The organism is Emcibacter sp. (genome assembly GCF_963675455.1).
GTDB lineage: Bacteria > Pseudomonadota > Alphaproteobacteria > Sphingomonadales > Emcibacteraceae > Emcibacter.
On sequence record NZ_OY776217.1, the window covers coordinates 2,385,164 to 2,401,982 of the forward strand.

Genomic DNA, 16,819 nt, shown 5'->3' on the forward strand with positions numbered 1-16,819 from the left:
TCAGAGTAGAGCCATTAAAGAGGAGGGCGGTCGGAATTCCCAGTCGCCCTCTTTCTTTGGAAACGTCAAGAACCATAAGAAAAGCCCCCGCTCTTTTGAGTGAGGGCTTTTCAGGTTTAAGGGAGTTATTTATTGCGGCTTATTCTTCCGCTTTAACATATTTCATGACCGTATTCTGGAACTGCCTGATCTGTATTTCCTGGTAGTTGGCCAGTTGAACTTCGTTGTTGGCGGAGGATTTCAGCCCCTCCTGCACATAGGGCAGATTTTCCATGTCCTGCTCGAAGACATCACCAAGAATCCCGAGTTCCTCTGCCTCCGTCCATTTCTGATCGTCTGTCAGGAATTTCATTGGCGGAGCCTTGGGGGCTTTTTCCCCGGGCGGGACACGGGTCAGGATGCGAACTTCCATCAGGGTGTGATCCTGATCATGCCAGGGGCGCCAGCGATAGACAATATTCGGCTGGAAACCCGCCCACGGACTGAAATTGGGGAACACATCGTAAAGGATAGCGTCCATCATTTCACAGTCGGAGGCAAAGCTCACGTCATGGCCAAACATTTTGGTTGTTGTTGCACGCAGGCTTTCGCCCAGTGCTTCCCGGGCGGTCTTGCCTTCTGGCACCTTGACGTTGAAGCCATCATCTTCTTCTTCATAGTTATCAGAAGAGCGTCCGTTATATTTGACGAATTCGTCGACAATCCATTGCTGTGACTTGCCCTTCGGGTCGATGTGCGGCGACATGGTTCCGAAAGGGGTCACCGTCATGTTCACATGGTCACCATAGATGTTGTATTGGGAATTGCAGTCGCCGGTAAAGGGCAGAAGCTGGGGATGGGTCACAACGGTGTGCCAGCTTTCCATAAAGGCTTCCATCACGACTTTCCAGTTGGCAGGAACGACTTTACCAACCCAGATGACTGTGGCGCATTCTTCGTGTTTCCAGCGTTTGAAATGTTCCGGCATGGGGGCCAGATATTCTTCCAGGGTGGGACCTTCCTTGGCTTCGCGAAGGAAAATATAGCCGCCCCATTGCCCGACCTGGACTTCCGGCAGGGCCATTTCCTCGTCTTTGAGATGTTCGAAATCCCAGCGACATGGGATCTGTTTCAGGGACCCGTCTGTATTCCAGGAAAAACCATGGAAAGGACAATGCAGTTCGCTGGCCCAGCCGTCTTCTGTCTTCAGCTTGCGTCCGCGGTGCAGGCACACATTATAAAAGGCACGTACGCTGTTGTCCTTCTGGCGCATGATAATGAAGGACTTGCCGACAATTTCATAAATGACATAGTCCCCGGGTTCCGGCAGTTCCTCCACGCGGGCGGCAAACTGCCATACCTTGGGCCACATTTTCTTTTTCTCAAGTTCGAAAAATTCAGGATCGGTGTAATTTGAGGCAGGGATCGGGTCAGAACCCAGATTCTCATAGACATCTTCATAAAGAAATTCCGGTACCGGATTGGTATCCGCCAGAGCCAGGTCCCGGAACGAGGTTCCGGGGCAACGCGGCAACGGTTGCCCTTTGATTTTGGTCTCGGTATCACCCATAAGAAATAACTCCTTTTTTATGCTCTTCACTCATAACCTGATGTTATGAGGTTATATTTCGCCCAGAATGTCCATTCATCTGATTTTTTAATATTATTGGGCGACCATGCCGCCATCTACAACGAATTCCGCACCTGTGATATATTTGGCATCATCGGAGGCAAGAAATGCGATCATGGATCCAATATCTTCCGGCTCTCCCATCCTTTTCATGGGAATTGCAGCAGTAATCAGGTCATACTGTTCCTTGTTGTCGGCAATGGCGACTTTCTGCATGTCGGTCCAGATCATGCCGGGATGGACACTGTTCACCCTGATATTTTCTGCGGCATATTCAAGGGCAATGGACTTTGTGAAAAGCCGGACGCCACCTTTGCTGGCGGCGTAGGCTGCCGTGCCGGGGACCCCGATCAGGCCGGCAACGGACGACAGGTTGATAATTGAGCCGCCGTTCCCCTGTTGGCTCATCTGGTCGAGGCCGGCCTTGCAGCCGAGATAGACACTGTCCAGATTGACCTTCAGCTGCTTGTCCCAGTCCGCTTTGGTTATATCCTTTATCATGCCGAGAACGGCAATGCCGGCATTATTTACCAGGATATCAAGTTTTCCGTAAGTATTGATTACAGAACCCATCACATCTTTCCAGGCGGCTTCGTCCGTTACGTCGTGCGCCATGGCCCTGGCTTCAAAGCCCATTTTCTGCAGGTCTTCAGCCCGCTCCAGAACCGAGGTTTCATCAATATCCGTCAAGAATATCCTGGCCCCCTGTTCCGCCATTTTTTTTGCTGTTGCGAAGCCGAGCCCCCCGGCTGAGGCTGCACCGGTGACAAGGGCCACTTTGTCGTTAAGGTCGATCATCATCTTTTTTGCTCCCGATTCTTTTATTCCTTCATGTCAAGAGACCAGTTTATGGTCAGACTGGCAACTGGTGATACTGAGAGAAAAGGGAGTATTTTGTCGAATTATCATCAAGAGGGAGGCTATGGTTCAACAGATAAAGACGTTACCACCTATGAACATCTGCAGGTTTCATTGTTTCCCTGGTCCGTGTATTCATAAAGGATGATATCACCGGATCGAGTTTCCGGACGTCAGGATAGAGGGAGTATAATTTATGGATATGAAGCAACAGCTTGGCAATGAAGCGGAAAAACTGCTTCACTATGTTGAAAGTGGCACAACGGACTCTGCCGAGACAACCTATGAAGTACCGGCGTCTGCTTATCTGGACCCGGATTATTTTGGCAATGAAATGGAAAAGATTTTCCACGCTCTGCCGCTTCTGGCGGGGCTGTCCGTCGAGATTCCCAAACCGGGTGATTACAAGGCCTTTGATCTGCTTGGAAAACCTATCATTCTCACCCGCAAGAAAGACGGCGGGGTGGCCGCCATGTTCAATGTCTGCACCCATCGGGGCATGACACTGGTCGAAAATGGGTATGGGAACAAAAACCTGTTCAGCTGCACCTATCACGCCTGGTGTTTCAAGAATGACGGCCGGTTACAGGGTGTTGCGGATCAGCAGAAATTCGGATCAGTTGACAAGGAATCCCGTAACTTGACGACACTGCCCTGTGTGGAAGCCGCCGGGATCATCTGGGTGTTGATGAAACCGGGCGGAACCATTGATATTGAGGCGCACCTGGGCGATATGCTCAAGGATCTTGAAGCCTACGAACTGGAAAAATGGCACTTCTGCGGCACTCGCCACCTGAAGGGGGCCAACTGGAAAATTGCTTATGACGGTTATCTGGAGGGCTATCATTTTGCTGCGGCCCATCCGGAAACCATTCATCCCCGGACATTTAGCAACATCATGCATTTCACTGCCATGGGGCCGCATATGCGGGTCGGCTTCCCGCAGGTTTGCATCAAGGAAAAGCTGGGTGGATTGCCCCGCGAAACCTGGGGGGATAATGAAAATAACGGTTATGATTTCATCCGTACAATTTTCCCCAATGTAAGTCTTTTCTTTGCCCCGGAGCTCACCCAGGTAGCCCAGCTTGTCCCCGGCCCGACAGCCAATAAGAATGAAACCAATCTGATGTTTATCCGCAGGGAGCCGCCGAAAGACGATGAGGACCAGGCGGCGATTACCGGCATGATGGATTTTCTGAAAAAAGTTGTCCAGGAAGAGGATTATGATCTAGGGCTCCAGGTACAGAGAGGCCTGCAGGCCGGTGCCCTGAAATCTGTTGTTTTCGGAAAAAACGAACGCGGCAATCAGTATTTTCATAAATATGTTGATTATTTTGTGAGCGACGACCCGAACAAGGTGCCGCCGACGCTTTAGGAATTGTAGCTGGATATTTCTCCCTGACTTGATGTCCTGTCCGGACTGCCTGTCCGAGGCAGTCCGGCGGGCTTTTTCAGGTCTTGCGGGAAGGAACGGGAAGATGTGAAGAGATGACGAAGAAAGAGTATGACATTGTTGTGATTGGGGGCGGTCCCGGCGGTTATGTGTCGGCGATCCGGGCGGCGCAGTTGGGCCTGAAGACGGCGGTGGTGGAACGGGAACATCTTGGCGGCATCTGCCTGAACTGGGGCTGTATCCCGACCAAGGCGCTGTTGCGGACGGCTGAGATCTCCCACCTTCTCAAGGAGCTGCCGGCGCACGGTTTTACCGCCGGCGAGCTTTCCTTTGATCTGGCGACGGCCATCGGCCGCAGCCGCAAGGTAGCGGGTCAATTGTCCGGCGGAGTGCGGGGGCTGCTGAAAAAGAACAAGGTCACGGTGATCGAGGGGGAGGGTCGCCTGACTGGTCCCGGTGAGGTTTCTATTGGAAGAGAAAAGATCACTGCCAGGCATATCATCATCGCCACCGGGGCCCGGGCCCGGGAACTGCCGCATCTTGCGGCGGACGGGGATCTCATCTGGACCTACAGGCATGCCCTTTCGCCCAAACGGATGCCGAAAAAGCTACTGGTGATCGGCTCCGGCGCCATCGGCATGGAATTCGCCAGCTTTTATCAGGATGTGGGCGCCGAAGTGACGGTGGTCGAAGCCCTGCCGCGCATTTTGCCCAATGAGGATGAAGCGATATCAGCGCTGGCGGAGAAAATTTTCTCCCGCCGCGGCATCAGCTTGCACAGGGGGACGGAGGTTGCTGCTCTGGAGAAGAAAAAGAACAACGTCACGGCACGTCTGAAAACGCCTGAAGGCGAAGTGAAGAAAGAGTTTGATACGGTGCTTCTGGCCATCGGCATTGTCGGTAATATCGAAAATCTCGGTCTGGAGACTGCGGGGGTGAAGACGGACCGGGGTCATATTGTCACCGACCCGTATGGCAGGACCAACATTGACGGCATTTATGCCATCGGCGATGTGGCCGGGCCGCCGTGGCTGGCGCACAAGGCGAGCCATGAAGGGGTGATTTGTGTGGAGAAGATTGCCGGGCACAGCCCGCGGCCGCTGAAGGCGGACCTGATCCCGTCCTGCACCTACAGCCGGCCGCAGGTGGCCAGTATAGGCCTGACGGAGCAGGCGGCCCGGGAAAAGGGGCACGAAGTGCGCATTGGCGAGTTTCCCTTTGTCGGCAACGGCAAGGCTGTGGCGCTGGGCGAGACCGACGGCCTGATCAAGACCATTTTCGATGCCGGCAGCGGGGAGCTGCTCGGGGCTCACCTGATCGGCCCGGACGTGACTGAACTGGTCCAGGGATTTGTTCTGGCCCGCAAGCTGGAGGCAACGGAGGAGGATCTGATGGAGACGGTCTTCGCCCATCCCACTCTCTCGGAAGCCATGCATGAATCCGTCCTCGCAGCTTATGAAAGGGCAATACATTTATGATCAGGCGTCAAAAAAGCTTTTCAGTATTTACAGGCAAACGCCTATCTAATTTATCAGGTGTCACAGCACCCTGATCACGGAATAATCAAGCGGTTAAAATAGGAATATTGTATCGTACAAGACAGGCAAGGCGTGGGAGAAGCCTCCTGTTCAGCAAAACCGAACGCCGGGGAGAAGCTTATGTCGTTACACCTGAGATTTTCAATTCGTTATTGTCTGATCGCGCTGCTTATATTGTTTATTGCGGCACTGGTTTCCACGCTTATGTTAAAGACATCTGCCGGCGCGGCGCAACCAGACCAAAAGTCTGAAGAGATTGTCCTGAGCGGCACCGTAACATCGGATAAGGAAGGCCCGATGGAAGGGGTTCTGGTCATCGCGCACAGGGAAGGCAGCACCGTTTTAACTTCCGTTGTCTCCAATGACGCAGGCCGTTTTGCTTTCAAGCGGGAAAGACTGGCACCGGGCAAATATGAAATAACGGTCCGCGCTGCTGGATATGAGCTGCCGGCATCGGAAGAACCGGTCAGGGCCGAGGTGGGATCTCATGCCGCCGCAGTTGATCTCAAACTCGATGTTGTGACCGACACTGACCGGCTGGCGTCCCAGTTGACGTCCCTTGAATGGCTGAACAGTTTTCCGGGCGCCGACACCCAGAAAGATATATTGATGCGCAACATGGTGAATTGCGCATTCTGTCATACCCTGGAACGGGTCGCCCGCTCAGAATATGACGACGTTGAATTTATGGAAGTCATTCAGCGCATGTTGACGTATGAAACGGATCATTCATCGGCAGAACGCATCCAGGTTGTCAGCTCACCGGCACCTCTGGAAGGATTGCAGTGGTTTGGCCGTGACGCAACGGTTATTGCGAAATATCTCTCCACTATCAACCTGAGCGGCGACAGGACTAGTTGGGCCTATGAGCTTAAAACTCTGCCGCGGCCGACTGGTGAAGCAACACGAGCCACGGTCACCGTTTTTCCTATTCCCAGGCAGCCCAGTGTTATCCATGACCTGGACGTCGATTCCAAAGGGAATGTCTGGTATGGCAACACTGGCTGGGATTATATCGGCATGCTTGATCCCAAAACCGGAAACTTCAAGGAATGGCCGGCCCCGAACTTCCTACCAGAGACCCCGGCGCCGGGGACAGACCGTATTGTTGGCGTCCAGGATATCCAGGTGGATGGCGAGGATAATGTTTGGGTCGCCGTCGGCGGCAACAAACTTGCCCGTTTCATGCCCGACACAGAGCAATGGCAAACATATGATATGCCGGTGGTCTGGAAAAATCCGTTTATTTCCACTGTACAGCCGGGGGAAACAGGCCTTTGGGTCACGGGATTAGGCGCACCGCCGGAAGGTGAAATACGTCATGAACAGGCGTTCCGGCTCGATATTGAAACGGGACAGTTCTCGGAAGGTATCACATTATTTGATGATAAACCTTCACCCGTGGACCCATACCATAGCAACCCCCTGAACTATTGTTACATGATGGATCAGGATGCTAATGGTAATTTTCTCTGCACCGCGCCCGAACCGTCTGCGATTGTGCGGGCCAACCTCCAGTCAGGAAAGGTGCGTCTTATCCCAACACCGACCCCGCTGGCCTATCCCCGGCGGGGACACCGGGATAAACAGAACCGGTTCTGGTTCAGTGAATTTTATGCTGACAAGATCGGTGTTATAGATCTTGCAACCGAAGAAATCAGGGAATATTCGATCCCGGTCAAATTTATATCGCCTTATTATTCCCGACCTGACGTCAAGGGGCGGGTCTGGGCCTCAGCTACAGGATCGGATCGTTTGCTGCGTCTTGATCCGGAGACCGGGGAAATCATACAATATCTGATGCCGGTCTATTATGATGCCCGAAAAGTTGTGGTGGACGTCCGGGCGGACAGGACAACAGTCTGGCTGCCCAATAAAAATACGTCCCAGCTCATTCGCGTTGAGATCCCCGATTAAAAGGGTTTGTATGAAAAAAAGCTGGTCTGGTGGTTTGTAGGGCTGGCCTATAGTCAAACTGACTTGCGCCAGACTTATTCTGGATCGGCGGAAATTAGACCTTGCGGGTTCTCCATCGAGTCAAGGTATTTGACCGAAAAGTCTATCTCGGCTCTTTGAGCTCATGCTTTAAATTTGTGTATGGAAATGCGCAAAAAATGTGCAATTTTCATCTTAACACATTGAACTATATAAACGTTACATTACCTCTCGACCAAAGTAATCCTGAAATCTCCCAAACATTTCCATATCTGCCTAAGCTGCAGAAAACTGTAGTTCTCTGTCTGTGATCGTCTATTTTTATTTTCCATTGATTGCAAACTTATCCGGTAAGAAGCATAGAAACAGGCATAAGATGCCGTCAATTTGCGAACATCGTCAGAATCTGCAAGCAGGTGTCATAATCAAAGGGCTCTGTAACCAACAACGGAGGCCTGTTGAACATGCCATCGTTCTGATCAGCGTTATCCGTTTAAGGTGGCGCTGAATCTCTGGTGTGCCGCAAGAATGTGGGTCTGCATGGTGGCATCGCTCCAGTCACCATTACGGGCTTCCAGAGCCTCGATCAGTTCCAGGTGATGGGCATTGCTGCGTTTCAGGTCGTTACGTGTAAAATTAATCGCGGTCTGTGTCACAATGGGGGGAGAGACCAGCCTCTGGACCGCCTGTTTGAGTATCTCGCTCTGGGTTGCCTGCAGGATTGTGTTGTGAAAAACCTTGTTGGCCTTCAGAAATTTTTCCATGGAATATTCAGCATCTTCAGCCAGCATGTCTTCAATGATTTTATGCTGTTCCTTCAGGATATCCAGTTGTTCGGGTGTGATCAGTTCAGCGGCTCGCCTTGCGGCCATGCCTTCTGTTACAGCCCGAAGTCTGAAGATATCCTCGATCTCCTGCGGTGACCAGTTGGCGACATGGGCGCCCAGATGCGGTTTCATGACCACATAGTTTTCAGCCGCCAGCCGCTTGATGGCCTCGCGGACGGGAGTGCGGGAGACGCCGCACAGTTCGACAAGACGCTCTTCCCTGAGATGGTCGCCGGGCGCAAAATGGCCGTCCAGAACCGCATTGCGGATCACGGCGTATGCTTTTTCAGCAGATTTACTCATGGTCATGGTTGTCACTGTGGGGTGTTTCCGTCCGGGATGTTGATTTACCGTAAAAGTAACGCACCCGAAATCGGGTGCGTTACTTCATATAGCCAATTCAGCCTAAAATTCAAAGCTTACTTCTGCACCAAACCGGCGTTCACTTCCCGGGTGGTCAAACGATCCGCCAAATTCAGGCGCAGGAATGACTTCCTCGAGGTATTTTTCGTCGGTCAGGTTTGTGACATAACCGGTCAGGGACCAGTTTTCTCCTCTTACACCCAGGCGCAGATCAACCGTGTAATAGGCATCCCTGCGTGAAGCGGTGTAATCAGCAATGCCGAGTGCGCCGGCACCGGCACCAAAGCCAAGCTCAAACAGCGGCTGGAAAATCGTTGGACGCTGTCCTTCCTGAACCGTATGGAACCAGGTCGGGCCAATAAACTGAGCGTCTGCCCGCGCGAAGACTTCCAGGTCATCATTGATGGGATAGTTCACGTCAGCACCGACGTTAACAGTGTAGTCCGGAGTATAAGGGGACTTGTTCCCCACGGTATCGGGGCGGGAAGAATTTTCCTTGATCTCGCTTTCCACGAAGTTTACGCCGCCATACAGGCGGACATTTTCGTTGACATGAAACGTGCCTCCGAATTCCGCCCCGTAAAGTTCGACTTTGTCCATGTTGGAAACAACACGCAGCAGGCCGAAGGAGCCGACATAAAATTCAAAGAACTGCATGTCATTTACAGTTGTGTAATAACCGGAACCGGTCAGTTGAAGCCGGCCATCCAGAAGGTCGGCTTTGAACCCTGCTTCAAAGGCACTGGAGGTTTCCTTTTCATAATCATCATTGACCACAGGCAGGTCCGCGCCAAGCAGATCAGCAAAGTTGATGCCGATGCCCCCGTTAATGAAGCTGTTATTGAAAATATTCACGGTGGCGGCACTGCCGGAATTGTTGAAGCCGCCGGCTTTGAAGCCGACACCCCAGCTGGCATACAGGGTCATGTCTTCACTAGCATCCCAGGTAATGGAGACCTTGGGTTCAAGTTCGGAAAAAGTTCGTTCCTTGTCGGGAATTGTGCCTGTGGGGTTGATCAGGCTGCTGAGACCGGGATTCAGGGGGTCGTCAAAAATGCCGTCGAAATTGAGGTCGATCAGGGACTGGGTCGCATCTGTGGGCACAAGGCTGGACACGGACCGTTTTTCATTGTCGTAGCGCAGCGCGAGAGAAAGTTCCACATCCTCGGAAATATCATATTCCAGTTGCCCGAAGACCGCAAGAACCCGGCTGTCAAACTGGTCATGCAGCAGGGAAACAGTGGCATTCGGCCCTGTCGCCTGATAGAGGCCGCGAATTGGCGCATCACCACTGTCCCGGTTCAGGGAAACACCGACCTCGCGATCAATATCCAGGAAATAGGCGCCAACCATCCAGCTCAGGGGACCGTCCCCATCGGAGGACAGGCGAAGTTCGGCACTCAGGTCCTTCTGGTTTCGTTTTTGTTCCTGCAAGCCGTCACAGGTGGTAGGTGTGTAGGCCCCGAGAAACGATCCATTGGGATCAAATATGACACCGGTAGGGGTCAGGCCGATGAACTGGGGGGCCAGCAGAGCAACACCGGCGGCATTCAGGTCTGCGACAGACTGCTGGCAGGCGGCATCGCCATTAAAGAAGCCAAACGCAGCAGCCGTGCCGTCCGCGATCAGGTTGTTTTTGATATTGCTGTACAGCACCCAGCCACTAAGCACCATGCCGTCCAGGTCATAGTCAAATTTTGTGGAAGCTTCGAAGGATTCCTGGTCATTATCCGAATCCACATTGGCCTGGTAGAGGAAGTCGAAATCATTGACGTCCTGATAAGCGGCCGGTGTGCTGGTTGCTTCAGCGAAGACGGGCAGGTTGAAGGTTGAATTGAAGGAAAGCGAGGATGCATCGACCTTGCCATAGCGCATTCTCATGTCCAGGCTGAGGTCTTCAAGGCCTTCCCAGACAAGTCGGGCATTTACATTGTAACCTTCATAGGCATCGATGGTGGCGGCGTCATCCTTGAAACTGTTACGGTAATAACCGTCTGATTTACGCCAGTCCCCGGACAGCCGGTAGAATAATTCATCTTCGACAATGGCGCCGGAAGTGGAGCCCTTGATCAGATAGGTATTGTCCTCGGCGATGCCGCCGGTGATTTTTGTAATTGTTTCATTGTCGGGTTTTGTGGTTTTGACAATGATTGCACCGGCCGCGGCATTGCGGCCATAAATGGCACCCTGCGGTCCCTTGAAAATTTCTATCTGGGCGAGGTCCGTGTATTCGCGGTTGAAGGCGGCCGGATTGGTGTAGAGAATGCCGTCCAGAATAAACGCGAAGCTGTTTTCTGCATCACGGGCACCGTTGATGCCCCTGATATTGACCTGGGTATCTCCGACCTCTGCCGCATCCACCATGGTGACACCGGGGGTAAGGGCGATAAAGTCATCGGCCCGTTGAACGCCGGCACTCTCCAGAGCGGTCTGGGTCAGTGCGGTTACTGTACCCGGCACGTCAGTAAGACTTTCTGCCCGGCGGCGAGCAGTGACAATAACTTCCTCAATGACAAAGATCTCTTCTTCCTGGCTGAAGCTGGGCTGAGCGCTGAAAGCCAGGGTGCTGGCAGTTGATAGTAAAAGGATTGCTGTTGGTGTACGTCTCATTCTTTCCTCCATAATTGTTGTTTTCATAAAAGAGCCAAGGTTTCCTCGAGGGACAGGACATCGGCATATTTGGCATGCATATCAAACAGGTTGGCGGCGTGGGCGTCGGCATTGCGGTCCCCGACCGCTTCCCGGGGAACGACAACCGGATACTCATTCTGCAGACCGTCCAGCACGCTCGCGCGGACGCATCCAGAGGTGGTCAGTCCGGTGATCACCAGAGAGTCTGCCTTGCAGGCACGAAGCCTGTGAGCCAGGTCGGTTTTGAAAAATGCGCTGGCCCACTGTTTTTCGATGACGGGTTCATGAATTCTGCGCCCAAGGCGCGGATCGACTTCGGTCCAGCGAGAACCGGCTTCAAGGACATTGAGGGCAGGTAGCCGTTTGCGGAAGACCCTGGCCTCATCATCACTGTGATAGACAACGGTCGTGAAGAAGACGGGAAGGTTCTTCTCACGGAAGGCCGACAGAAGTTTTACATTGGCTTCCACCACATCCGGGCAGTCTGAACCAAGAGAGCAGGCCGGGTCAGTGAAGCCGTTGATGATATCCACAACGATCAGTGCGGGTTTTTCACCCAGCTTCAGGCTATGTCGTTGCAGATCCATTTCCGGCTTCTCCGTTTTCGATTACCAGCGTGGCGGTGTTGGCGGTTCAAGACCGGTTTCAGCCAGGCAGTTGGCTCTCAGGGTTTCCATGTCGGGACCGAAGTTAAAGATACCTTCCGGACGATCTTTCGCCATCTCGGCCCGGCGGGCCTCCGTGGCAGCGCTATCGACGCTGTAATCGTCCTTTACCTTGACGCCGTAATTTTTATAGGCGCCTGACATGCTGACCAGGCCCTGTTTGACTTCTGTAGCGACCAGTTCCGGAGCCCGTTCCAGCGGATTACCCCAGCCGCCACCGCCCCAGGTGATATAGTCAAGCTGGTCGCCTTCGAAGACCTCGATACCGTCGCATTTGGCGGGCAGGATCTGTTCGGTACCATCGCTGCGTCGCAGAACCTTGCGGGAACGTTCGCCGGGTTCGCCGCCGTTCACGCCCCATGGATAGGTGAACCAGCGATCGTCATGAATGGAAATGATGCCTTCGCTCAGGAACTCATAGGTCATCAGGATACCGTTGCCGCCGCGGAAAAAACCTGCCCCGCCGCTGTCGGCAAGGGAGGTGTAATTGGTAATCCGCATGGGAAAATAGCGCTCAAGGAACTCGTTTGGCACATTGGTGAAGCCCGGCCACAGGGAATGGCCGTCAGGACCGTCCCCGAAGGGGCGTCCCGGAATGCCGCCGAAGCCGATCTGGAACAGCTGGAACCATTCTCCGCTTTCCTTGTCGGTACCGGAAAACATCAGGTGCGGGCTCGAGGAAAAGCCTGCCGCACTCATGAAGTCGGGCTGTTTTTTGCCGAGCAGGGCGCCGAGAAGGTCGAAAATACGTCCCAGGGCGTGGGTGCGGCAGGACAGCGCCGCCGGGAACTTCGGTTTCAGCAGGCTTCCTTCCGGTATACGCACCTCCACCAGATCATAGAAACCGTCGTTAAACAGGACCTGGGGGTCGAAAACCATGATCATATAGATGCCGAAGAACATCTTGAGCATGTTCTCGTTGAGATAGAAATTGATGGAACCGGCGGCCTGCGGGTCGGTGCCGTCGAAATCCAGGATCACTTTCTCGCCTTCACGCCACATGGTACATTTCAGCTTGTAGGGACCGAAACCGCGGCCGTCGTCACAGACAAAATCCTCAAAGTCGACTTTCTCTTCGCCAATGGCGGTTTGGATCAGGTGACCCATGGCGCGTTTGTTGCGGGCCAGAAGATTGTCTGTGGCCGAGACATATTCGTCCTCGCCAAAGCGGTCACAGATTTCCAGAATACGCTTTTCCGCCACCCGGCAGCTGGCGATGATGGCAAGAAGGTCGGCCCGGCACCATTCCGGCATGCGGACCTGATGCAGCACCAGGTTCAGGATATCATCCTGCAGCACATCCTTTTTGAACAGCTTGATCGGTGGAATGCGGATGCCTTCCTCGAAGACACTGGTGGCGTCCGTGGGCAGGCTGCCGGGAACCTTGCCGCCGATATCGGTCTGGTGGCCGAACATGCTGGCCCAGGAAATCAGCCTGCCGTTCCGGAAAATAGGTCGAATGATCAGCCAGTCGTTATTATGGCTGACGGCGCCGTCACAGGAGTAGGGGTCAGACAGCCAGATCATGTCTCCTTCCTCGATCGTTCCGTTATAGGTGCGCAGGAAGCCATCGATAAAGCTTCCGAACTGGCCCACGATCATTTTGCCGTTACGCTCGGCGATCAAGGGAAAGGCGTCGCCCTGTTCACGGATGCCCGGGCTCATGGCTGTGCGGAACAGGGTTGCGTCCATTTCCTCGCGGGCATTCCGAAGCGCATTTTCGATGATATCGAGGGTAATGGTATCAACATCCACTGACTGGAAGGGAGTTGTGTTTTCCTGCATGATGGTTGCGGTCATGTCTTTATCTCCCTTCAGGCTGCTACCGGATTAATCAGAATATTGCCGTAAGCGTCCACCGTACCCACATGGTCCGGCAGGATAACGGCGGTGGAATCCATCTCGACCACCACGCAGGGGCCCTGCAACTGGTCGCCGGCCTCAAGTTTCGAGCGGTCATAGATGGCGGCGGGAAGGGCCTCTCCCTCAACCCACATGGTGTGATCCCTGAGTTTTGCCTGGTCGGGATCGCCGTCTCCGTTCGGGATCGCCGGTGCCGGCATTTTAGCCCCCTGGCCGATGGCGACGGCGCGCAGGTTGACAATCTCATGTTCCACATCAAGGTTGAAGGTGAACAGGCGCTCATGTTCCTCGTCAAAAGACTTCATCAGGGTTTCGAGGCCCTGGCCGGTCCTGAAGTCTTCAGCCCTGATCGGGATATCCACTTCAAAGCCCTGGCCGCAATAACGCACACCGGCTTCAAATTTGATGATCTGGTCTGCTCTGGCGATACCTTCTTCTTCCAGATCGCTCATGACGACTTCCCGCATTTCGTCAAGCCAGTTCGCCACTTCCTGGTCCGTGGTTTTGCTGACAGTGCGGTTAAAGGAGCGGGCATGTTCATAGCGCATCTGGGTGGTGGCGTCGCCGACAGCGCACAGAACGCCGGGGCTGACCGGGACAATCACCGGATAGCTGCCCATCAGCTTGCCCACCGCGTTGGAATGCAGGGAACCGGCGCCGCCAAACCCCATCAAGGCGAAGTCGCGCGGATCATATCCCTGCTGGACGGAAACAAGGCGTAACGCACCATACATATTTTCATTGGCGATATTGATGATCCCCTGGGCGGCTTCCTCGATCGTCACATCAAGGGCATCTGCAATTGTCTTGATGGCCTCGCGCGCAGCCTCCCGGTCCAGATGGAAGCTGCCACCCAAGAGGGATTCAGGCAGATTGCCCAGAACAACATGGGCATCGGTTACAGTCGGCTGGGTGCCGCCCTTGGAATAGGCGACTGGTCCCGGTACCGCACCCGCGCTTTCCGGGCCCACACGAAGGGCGCCGGTCAGTTCCGGCACATGGGCAATGGATCCGCCACCGGCGCCGACCGTTTTTACATCCAGCGAGGACGCGCGCACGGTCAGGTGACCGACCGAGGTTTCGCGCCTCAAGAGCGGTTCGCCGTTCTCGATCAGCGCCACGTCCGTGGAGGTTCCACCCACGTCAAGGGTCAGGATATTCTTCGCTTCTGTGTTTTCAGCCACCCAGAGCGCGCCGGTCACACCGCCGGCGGGACCCGACATGAGCAGGTTGACGGGGGTAAGTTCGGCTTTTTCAGAACCGATCAGGCCGCCGTCCGAGCGGAGCAGGTTGATCCGGCCGTTCATGCCAAGTTCGCGAAGTTTATTGCGGAGATTGGAAATATACATGGCCATCACCGGCCGCACCAGCGAGTTGGCGACACTGGTCAGGGCGCGTTCATATTCCTGCATTTCCGGCAGGATTTCATGGCTGATAGAAACCGGGATATCGGGGAAAACTTCCCGGGCGATCTCCGCGACTTTCAGTTCGTGGACACCATTGACATAGGAATTGAGCAGGCAGATTGTCAGCGCTTCAATATTTTCGGCCCGCAGGGCGAGCAGGGCTTGCCGGGTCTGGGCTTCATTGATCGGGGTGACAACCCCGCCGTTGGCATCAAGACGTTCTTCCACTTCGACAGTGCAGTCGAGAGCGGCCAGTGGCACCGGTTTCGGCCAGGTAATCCAGGCTGCAAGGCCGCCGGGGACCAGCGAACGGGCAACCTGAAGGATCTGACGATATCCCCTGGTGACCACAAGGCCGGTTTTGGCGCCCTTTCCTTCAAGAACCGCGTTGGTGGCGACAGTAGTGCCATGCAGGAACTGAGTGATTTCCGCAGGGGATATGCCTGCCTTTTCGCAAATGGCTCCGGTACCGTTGATCACCGCGATGGAGGGATCCTGCGGTGTACTGGGCACCTTGTCCCGCCAGGTTTCCCCGGTATTTTCCTCGATCAGAAGGAGATCGGTAAAGGTTCCTCCAACATCTACGCCTAAGCGATATGGCATTTTAAAACGTTCCTCTTGTCTGTCTATGCCTCGGGGGCACGGTTCAGTTTGTTAATTCTTTCTATGCCGAACAGGCCAGGTCCGGCTTTGGTTCCGGAAATCCGCCTGCTTTACTGACCATTGCCGGTGTCGGACGTCCCAGGACCGGTTCAAGGCTCCTGGACAGGTCTATAATTTTCTCCAGTGAAACACCGGTCTCGATTCCGGAGCGATGCAGAATATAAAGAAGGTCTTCGGTGCCGATGTTGCCTGTCGCGGCCGGGGCGAAGGGGCAGCCGCCCAGCCCGCCAACGGAAGAATCCAATATTCTGGCACCGGCCATGTAAGCGGCCCAGGCATTGGCGATACCGGTATTGCGGGTATTGTGGAAATGTCCCCTGAGCGGCATGCCGGGCAGGGCCTCCCGAAGGGCCGCGAACAGATTATAGACCTGCAGCGGTGTGCCAACCCCGATGGTATCCGCGATGGCGATTTCATGGGGATTGAGATCGGCGATCCGTTTGGCAATATCGATCACCAGTTTGGGATCGACTTCTCCTTCAAAGGGGCAGCCGCAGGCGGCCGAAATTGTGGCCTGGGCCCGAAGGCCGTCATGCTGGGCTGTGGTGATAATCTCCTCGGCTACCGCGATGGATTCCTCCAGGGTCTGTCCCTGGTTGCGCTGGGAAAAGGTATCGGATGCCACAACTACACAGCCGACTTCGTCAATACCACGCTGTCCGCCGTTCTTTGTCCCTAGTGCCCGCAGGTAACCGCGCATGTTCAGGGTCAGGCCGATATATATCACGTCTGCAAGGTCGGGCAGGCCGGCAATCACATCCTCGGCGTCGGCCATCTGGGGAACTCTTTTGGGGTGAACGAAGCTGGCCACTTCCAGTCGGCGAATACCGGCGTCAATGGCGCCCTTTATCAGATCCAGCTTCTGCGCAGTAGAAAATACGACGCTTTCGTTCTGCAATCCGTCACGGGCAGCGACTTCTACTATTTCCACTGTTTCTGTCACTGTTGCTTGCTTTCCTCGCCGGAATCTTCGGCACATGATTTTCTGTAGAATCTTGTCTCGTAAACTCTGCCACAATGATATTTCGTTGTATACAATAAATATGAGGTATTTTCAGGAAAAACGCA

At 54.2% G+C, this 16,819-nt stretch carries 11 protein-coding genes; 3 read left to right on the plus strand and 8 right to left on the minus strand.

Annotated features, from left to right (window positions below):
- Nucleotides 1-139: 139 nt before the first annotated feature.
- Nucleotides 140-1,549 carry an aromatic ring-hydroxylating dioxygenase subunit alpha gene (locus ACORNT_RS11080; protein WP_321390525.1) on the minus strand — a complete coding sequence of 470 codons (1,410 nt, stop codon included), beginning with the start codon at nucleotides 1,547-1,549 and terminating at the stop codon, nucleotides 140-142.
- 93 nt (nucleotides 1,550-1,642) lie between these two features.
- Entirely contained in the window at nucleotides 1,643-2,410 is a 768-nt protein-coding gene (locus ACORNT_RS11085) for a glucose 1-dehydrogenase (RefSeq protein ID WP_321390528.1), read from the minus strand.
- Between the two features lie 253 nt (nucleotides 2,411-2,663).
- Between ACORNT_RS11085 and ACORNT_RS11090 the strand changes: the two genes are divergently transcribed.
- From ACORNT_RS11090 to ACORNT_RS11100, 3 genes are all read left to right on the plus strand, one after another.
- Complete coding sequence (locus ACORNT_RS11090; protein WP_321390531.1) at nucleotides 2,664-3,842, plus strand: aromatic ring-hydroxylating oxygenase subunit alpha; 1,179 nt, start codon at nucleotides 2,664-2,666, stop codon at nucleotides 3,840-3,842.
- A gap of 113 nt (nucleotides 3,843-3,955) precedes the next feature.
- Entirely contained in the window at nucleotides 3,956-5,338 is a 1,383-nt protein-coding gene (gene lpdA / locus ACORNT_RS11095; RefSeq protein ID WP_321390534.1) for a dihydrolipoyl dehydrogenase, read from the plus strand.
- 264 nt (nucleotides 5,339-5,602) lie between these two features.
- Nucleotides 5,603-7,315: a carboxypeptidase regulatory-like domain-containing protein gene (locus ACORNT_RS11100; protein ID WP_321390537.1), complete on the plus strand. Its 1,713-nt coding sequence runs from the start codon at nucleotides 5,603-5,605 to the stop codon at nucleotides 7,313-7,315.
- 503 nt (nucleotides 7,316-7,818) lie between these two features.
- On the opposite strand, the gene ACORNT_RS11105 is transcribed toward ACORNT_RS11100, so the two are convergent.
- The 6 genes from ACORNT_RS11105 to ACORNT_RS11130 all read right to left on the minus strand — a co-directional run bounded on the left by ACORNT_RS11105 (nucleotide 7,819) and on the right by ACORNT_RS11130 (nucleotide 16,694).
- A complete protein-coding gene (locus ACORNT_RS11105) occupies nucleotides 7,819-8,469 on the minus strand; it encodes a GntR family transcriptional regulator (RefSeq protein WP_321390540.1) in 651 nt (216 codons plus the stop codon).
- A 96-nt stretch (nucleotides 8,470-8,565) separates the two neighbouring features.
- Nucleotides 8,566-11,133 (minus strand): TonB-dependent receptor, encoded by a 2,568-nt coding sequence (locus tag ACORNT_RS11110; protein WP_321390543.1) that lies wholly within the window; start codon nucleotides 11,131-11,133, stop codon nucleotides 8,566-8,568.
- A 23-nt stretch (nucleotides 11,134-11,156) separates the two neighbouring features.
- Nucleotides 11,157-11,741, minus strand: a complete 585-nt coding sequence (locus tag ACORNT_RS11115) for an isochorismatase family protein (RefSeq protein WP_321390545.1) — start codon at nucleotides 11,739-11,741, stop codon at nucleotides 11,157-11,159.
- Between the two features lie 21 nt (nucleotides 11,742-11,762).
- The gene (locus ACORNT_RS11120; protein WP_321390548.1) at nucleotides 11,763-13,619 is read right to left on the minus strand and encodes a hydantoinase B/oxoprolinase family protein; all 1,857 of its coding nucleotides are present in this window, start codon (nucleotides 13,617-13,619) and stop codon (nucleotides 11,763-11,765) included.
- 14 nt (nucleotides 13,620-13,633) lie between these two features.
- Nucleotides 13,634-15,691 carry a hydantoinase/oxoprolinase family protein gene (locus ACORNT_RS11125; RefSeq protein WP_321390551.1) on the minus strand — a complete coding sequence of 686 codons (2,058 nt, stop codon included), beginning with the start codon at nucleotides 15,689-15,691 and terminating at the stop codon, nucleotides 13,634-13,636.
- Between the two features lie 61 nt (nucleotides 15,692-15,752).
- Nucleotides 15,753-16,694, minus strand: coding sequence for a hydroxymethylglutaryl-CoA lyase (locus ACORNT_RS11130; protein WP_321390552.1), 942 nt, complete (start codon nucleotides 16,692-16,694; stop codon nucleotides 15,753-15,755).
- Between the last annotated feature and the right edge of the window lie 125 nt (nucleotides 16,695-16,819).

Bases quoted from the DNA above. Each gene is read 5' to 3' on its own strand.
- ACORNT_RS11080 (WP_321390525.1), bottom strand. From the start codon at position 1,549: ATGGGTGATACCGAGACCAAAATCAAAGGGCAACCGTTGCCGCGTTGC.
- ACORNT_RS11100 (WP_321390537.1), top strand. From the start codon at position 5,603: ATGTTAAAGACATCTGCCGGCGCGGCGCAACCAGACCAAAAGTCTGAA.
- lpdA (WP_321390534.1), top strand. From the start codon at position 3,956: ATGACGAAGAAAGAGTATGACATTGTTGTGATTGGGGGCGGTCCCGGC.
- ACORNT_RS11110 (WP_321390543.1), bottom strand. From the start codon at position 11,133: ATGAGACGTACACCAACAGCAATCCTTTTACTATCAACTGCCAGCACC.
- ACORNT_RS11090 (WP_321390531.1), top strand. From the start codon at position 2,664: ATGGATATGAAGCAACAGCTTGGCAATGAAGCGGAAAAACTGCTTCAC.
- ACORNT_RS11125 (WP_321390551.1), bottom strand. From the start codon at position 15,691: ATGCCATATCGCTTAGGCGTAGATGTTGGAGGAACCTTTACCGATCTC.
- ACORNT_RS11115 (WP_321390545.1), bottom strand. From the start codon at position 11,741: ATGGATCTGCAACGACATAGCCTGAAGCTGGGTGAAAAACCCGCACTG.
- ACORNT_RS11105 (WP_321390540.1), bottom strand. From the start codon at position 8,469: ATGACCATGAGTAAATCTGCTGAAAAAGCATACGCCGTGATCCGCAAT.
- ACORNT_RS11120 (WP_321390548.1), bottom strand. From the start codon at position 13,619: ATGACCGCAACCATCATGCAGGAAAACACAACTCCCTTCCAGTCAGTG.
- ACORNT_RS11085 (WP_321390528.1), bottom strand. From the start codon at position 2,410: ATGATGATCGACCTTAACGACAAAGTGGCCCTTGTCACCGGTGCAGCC.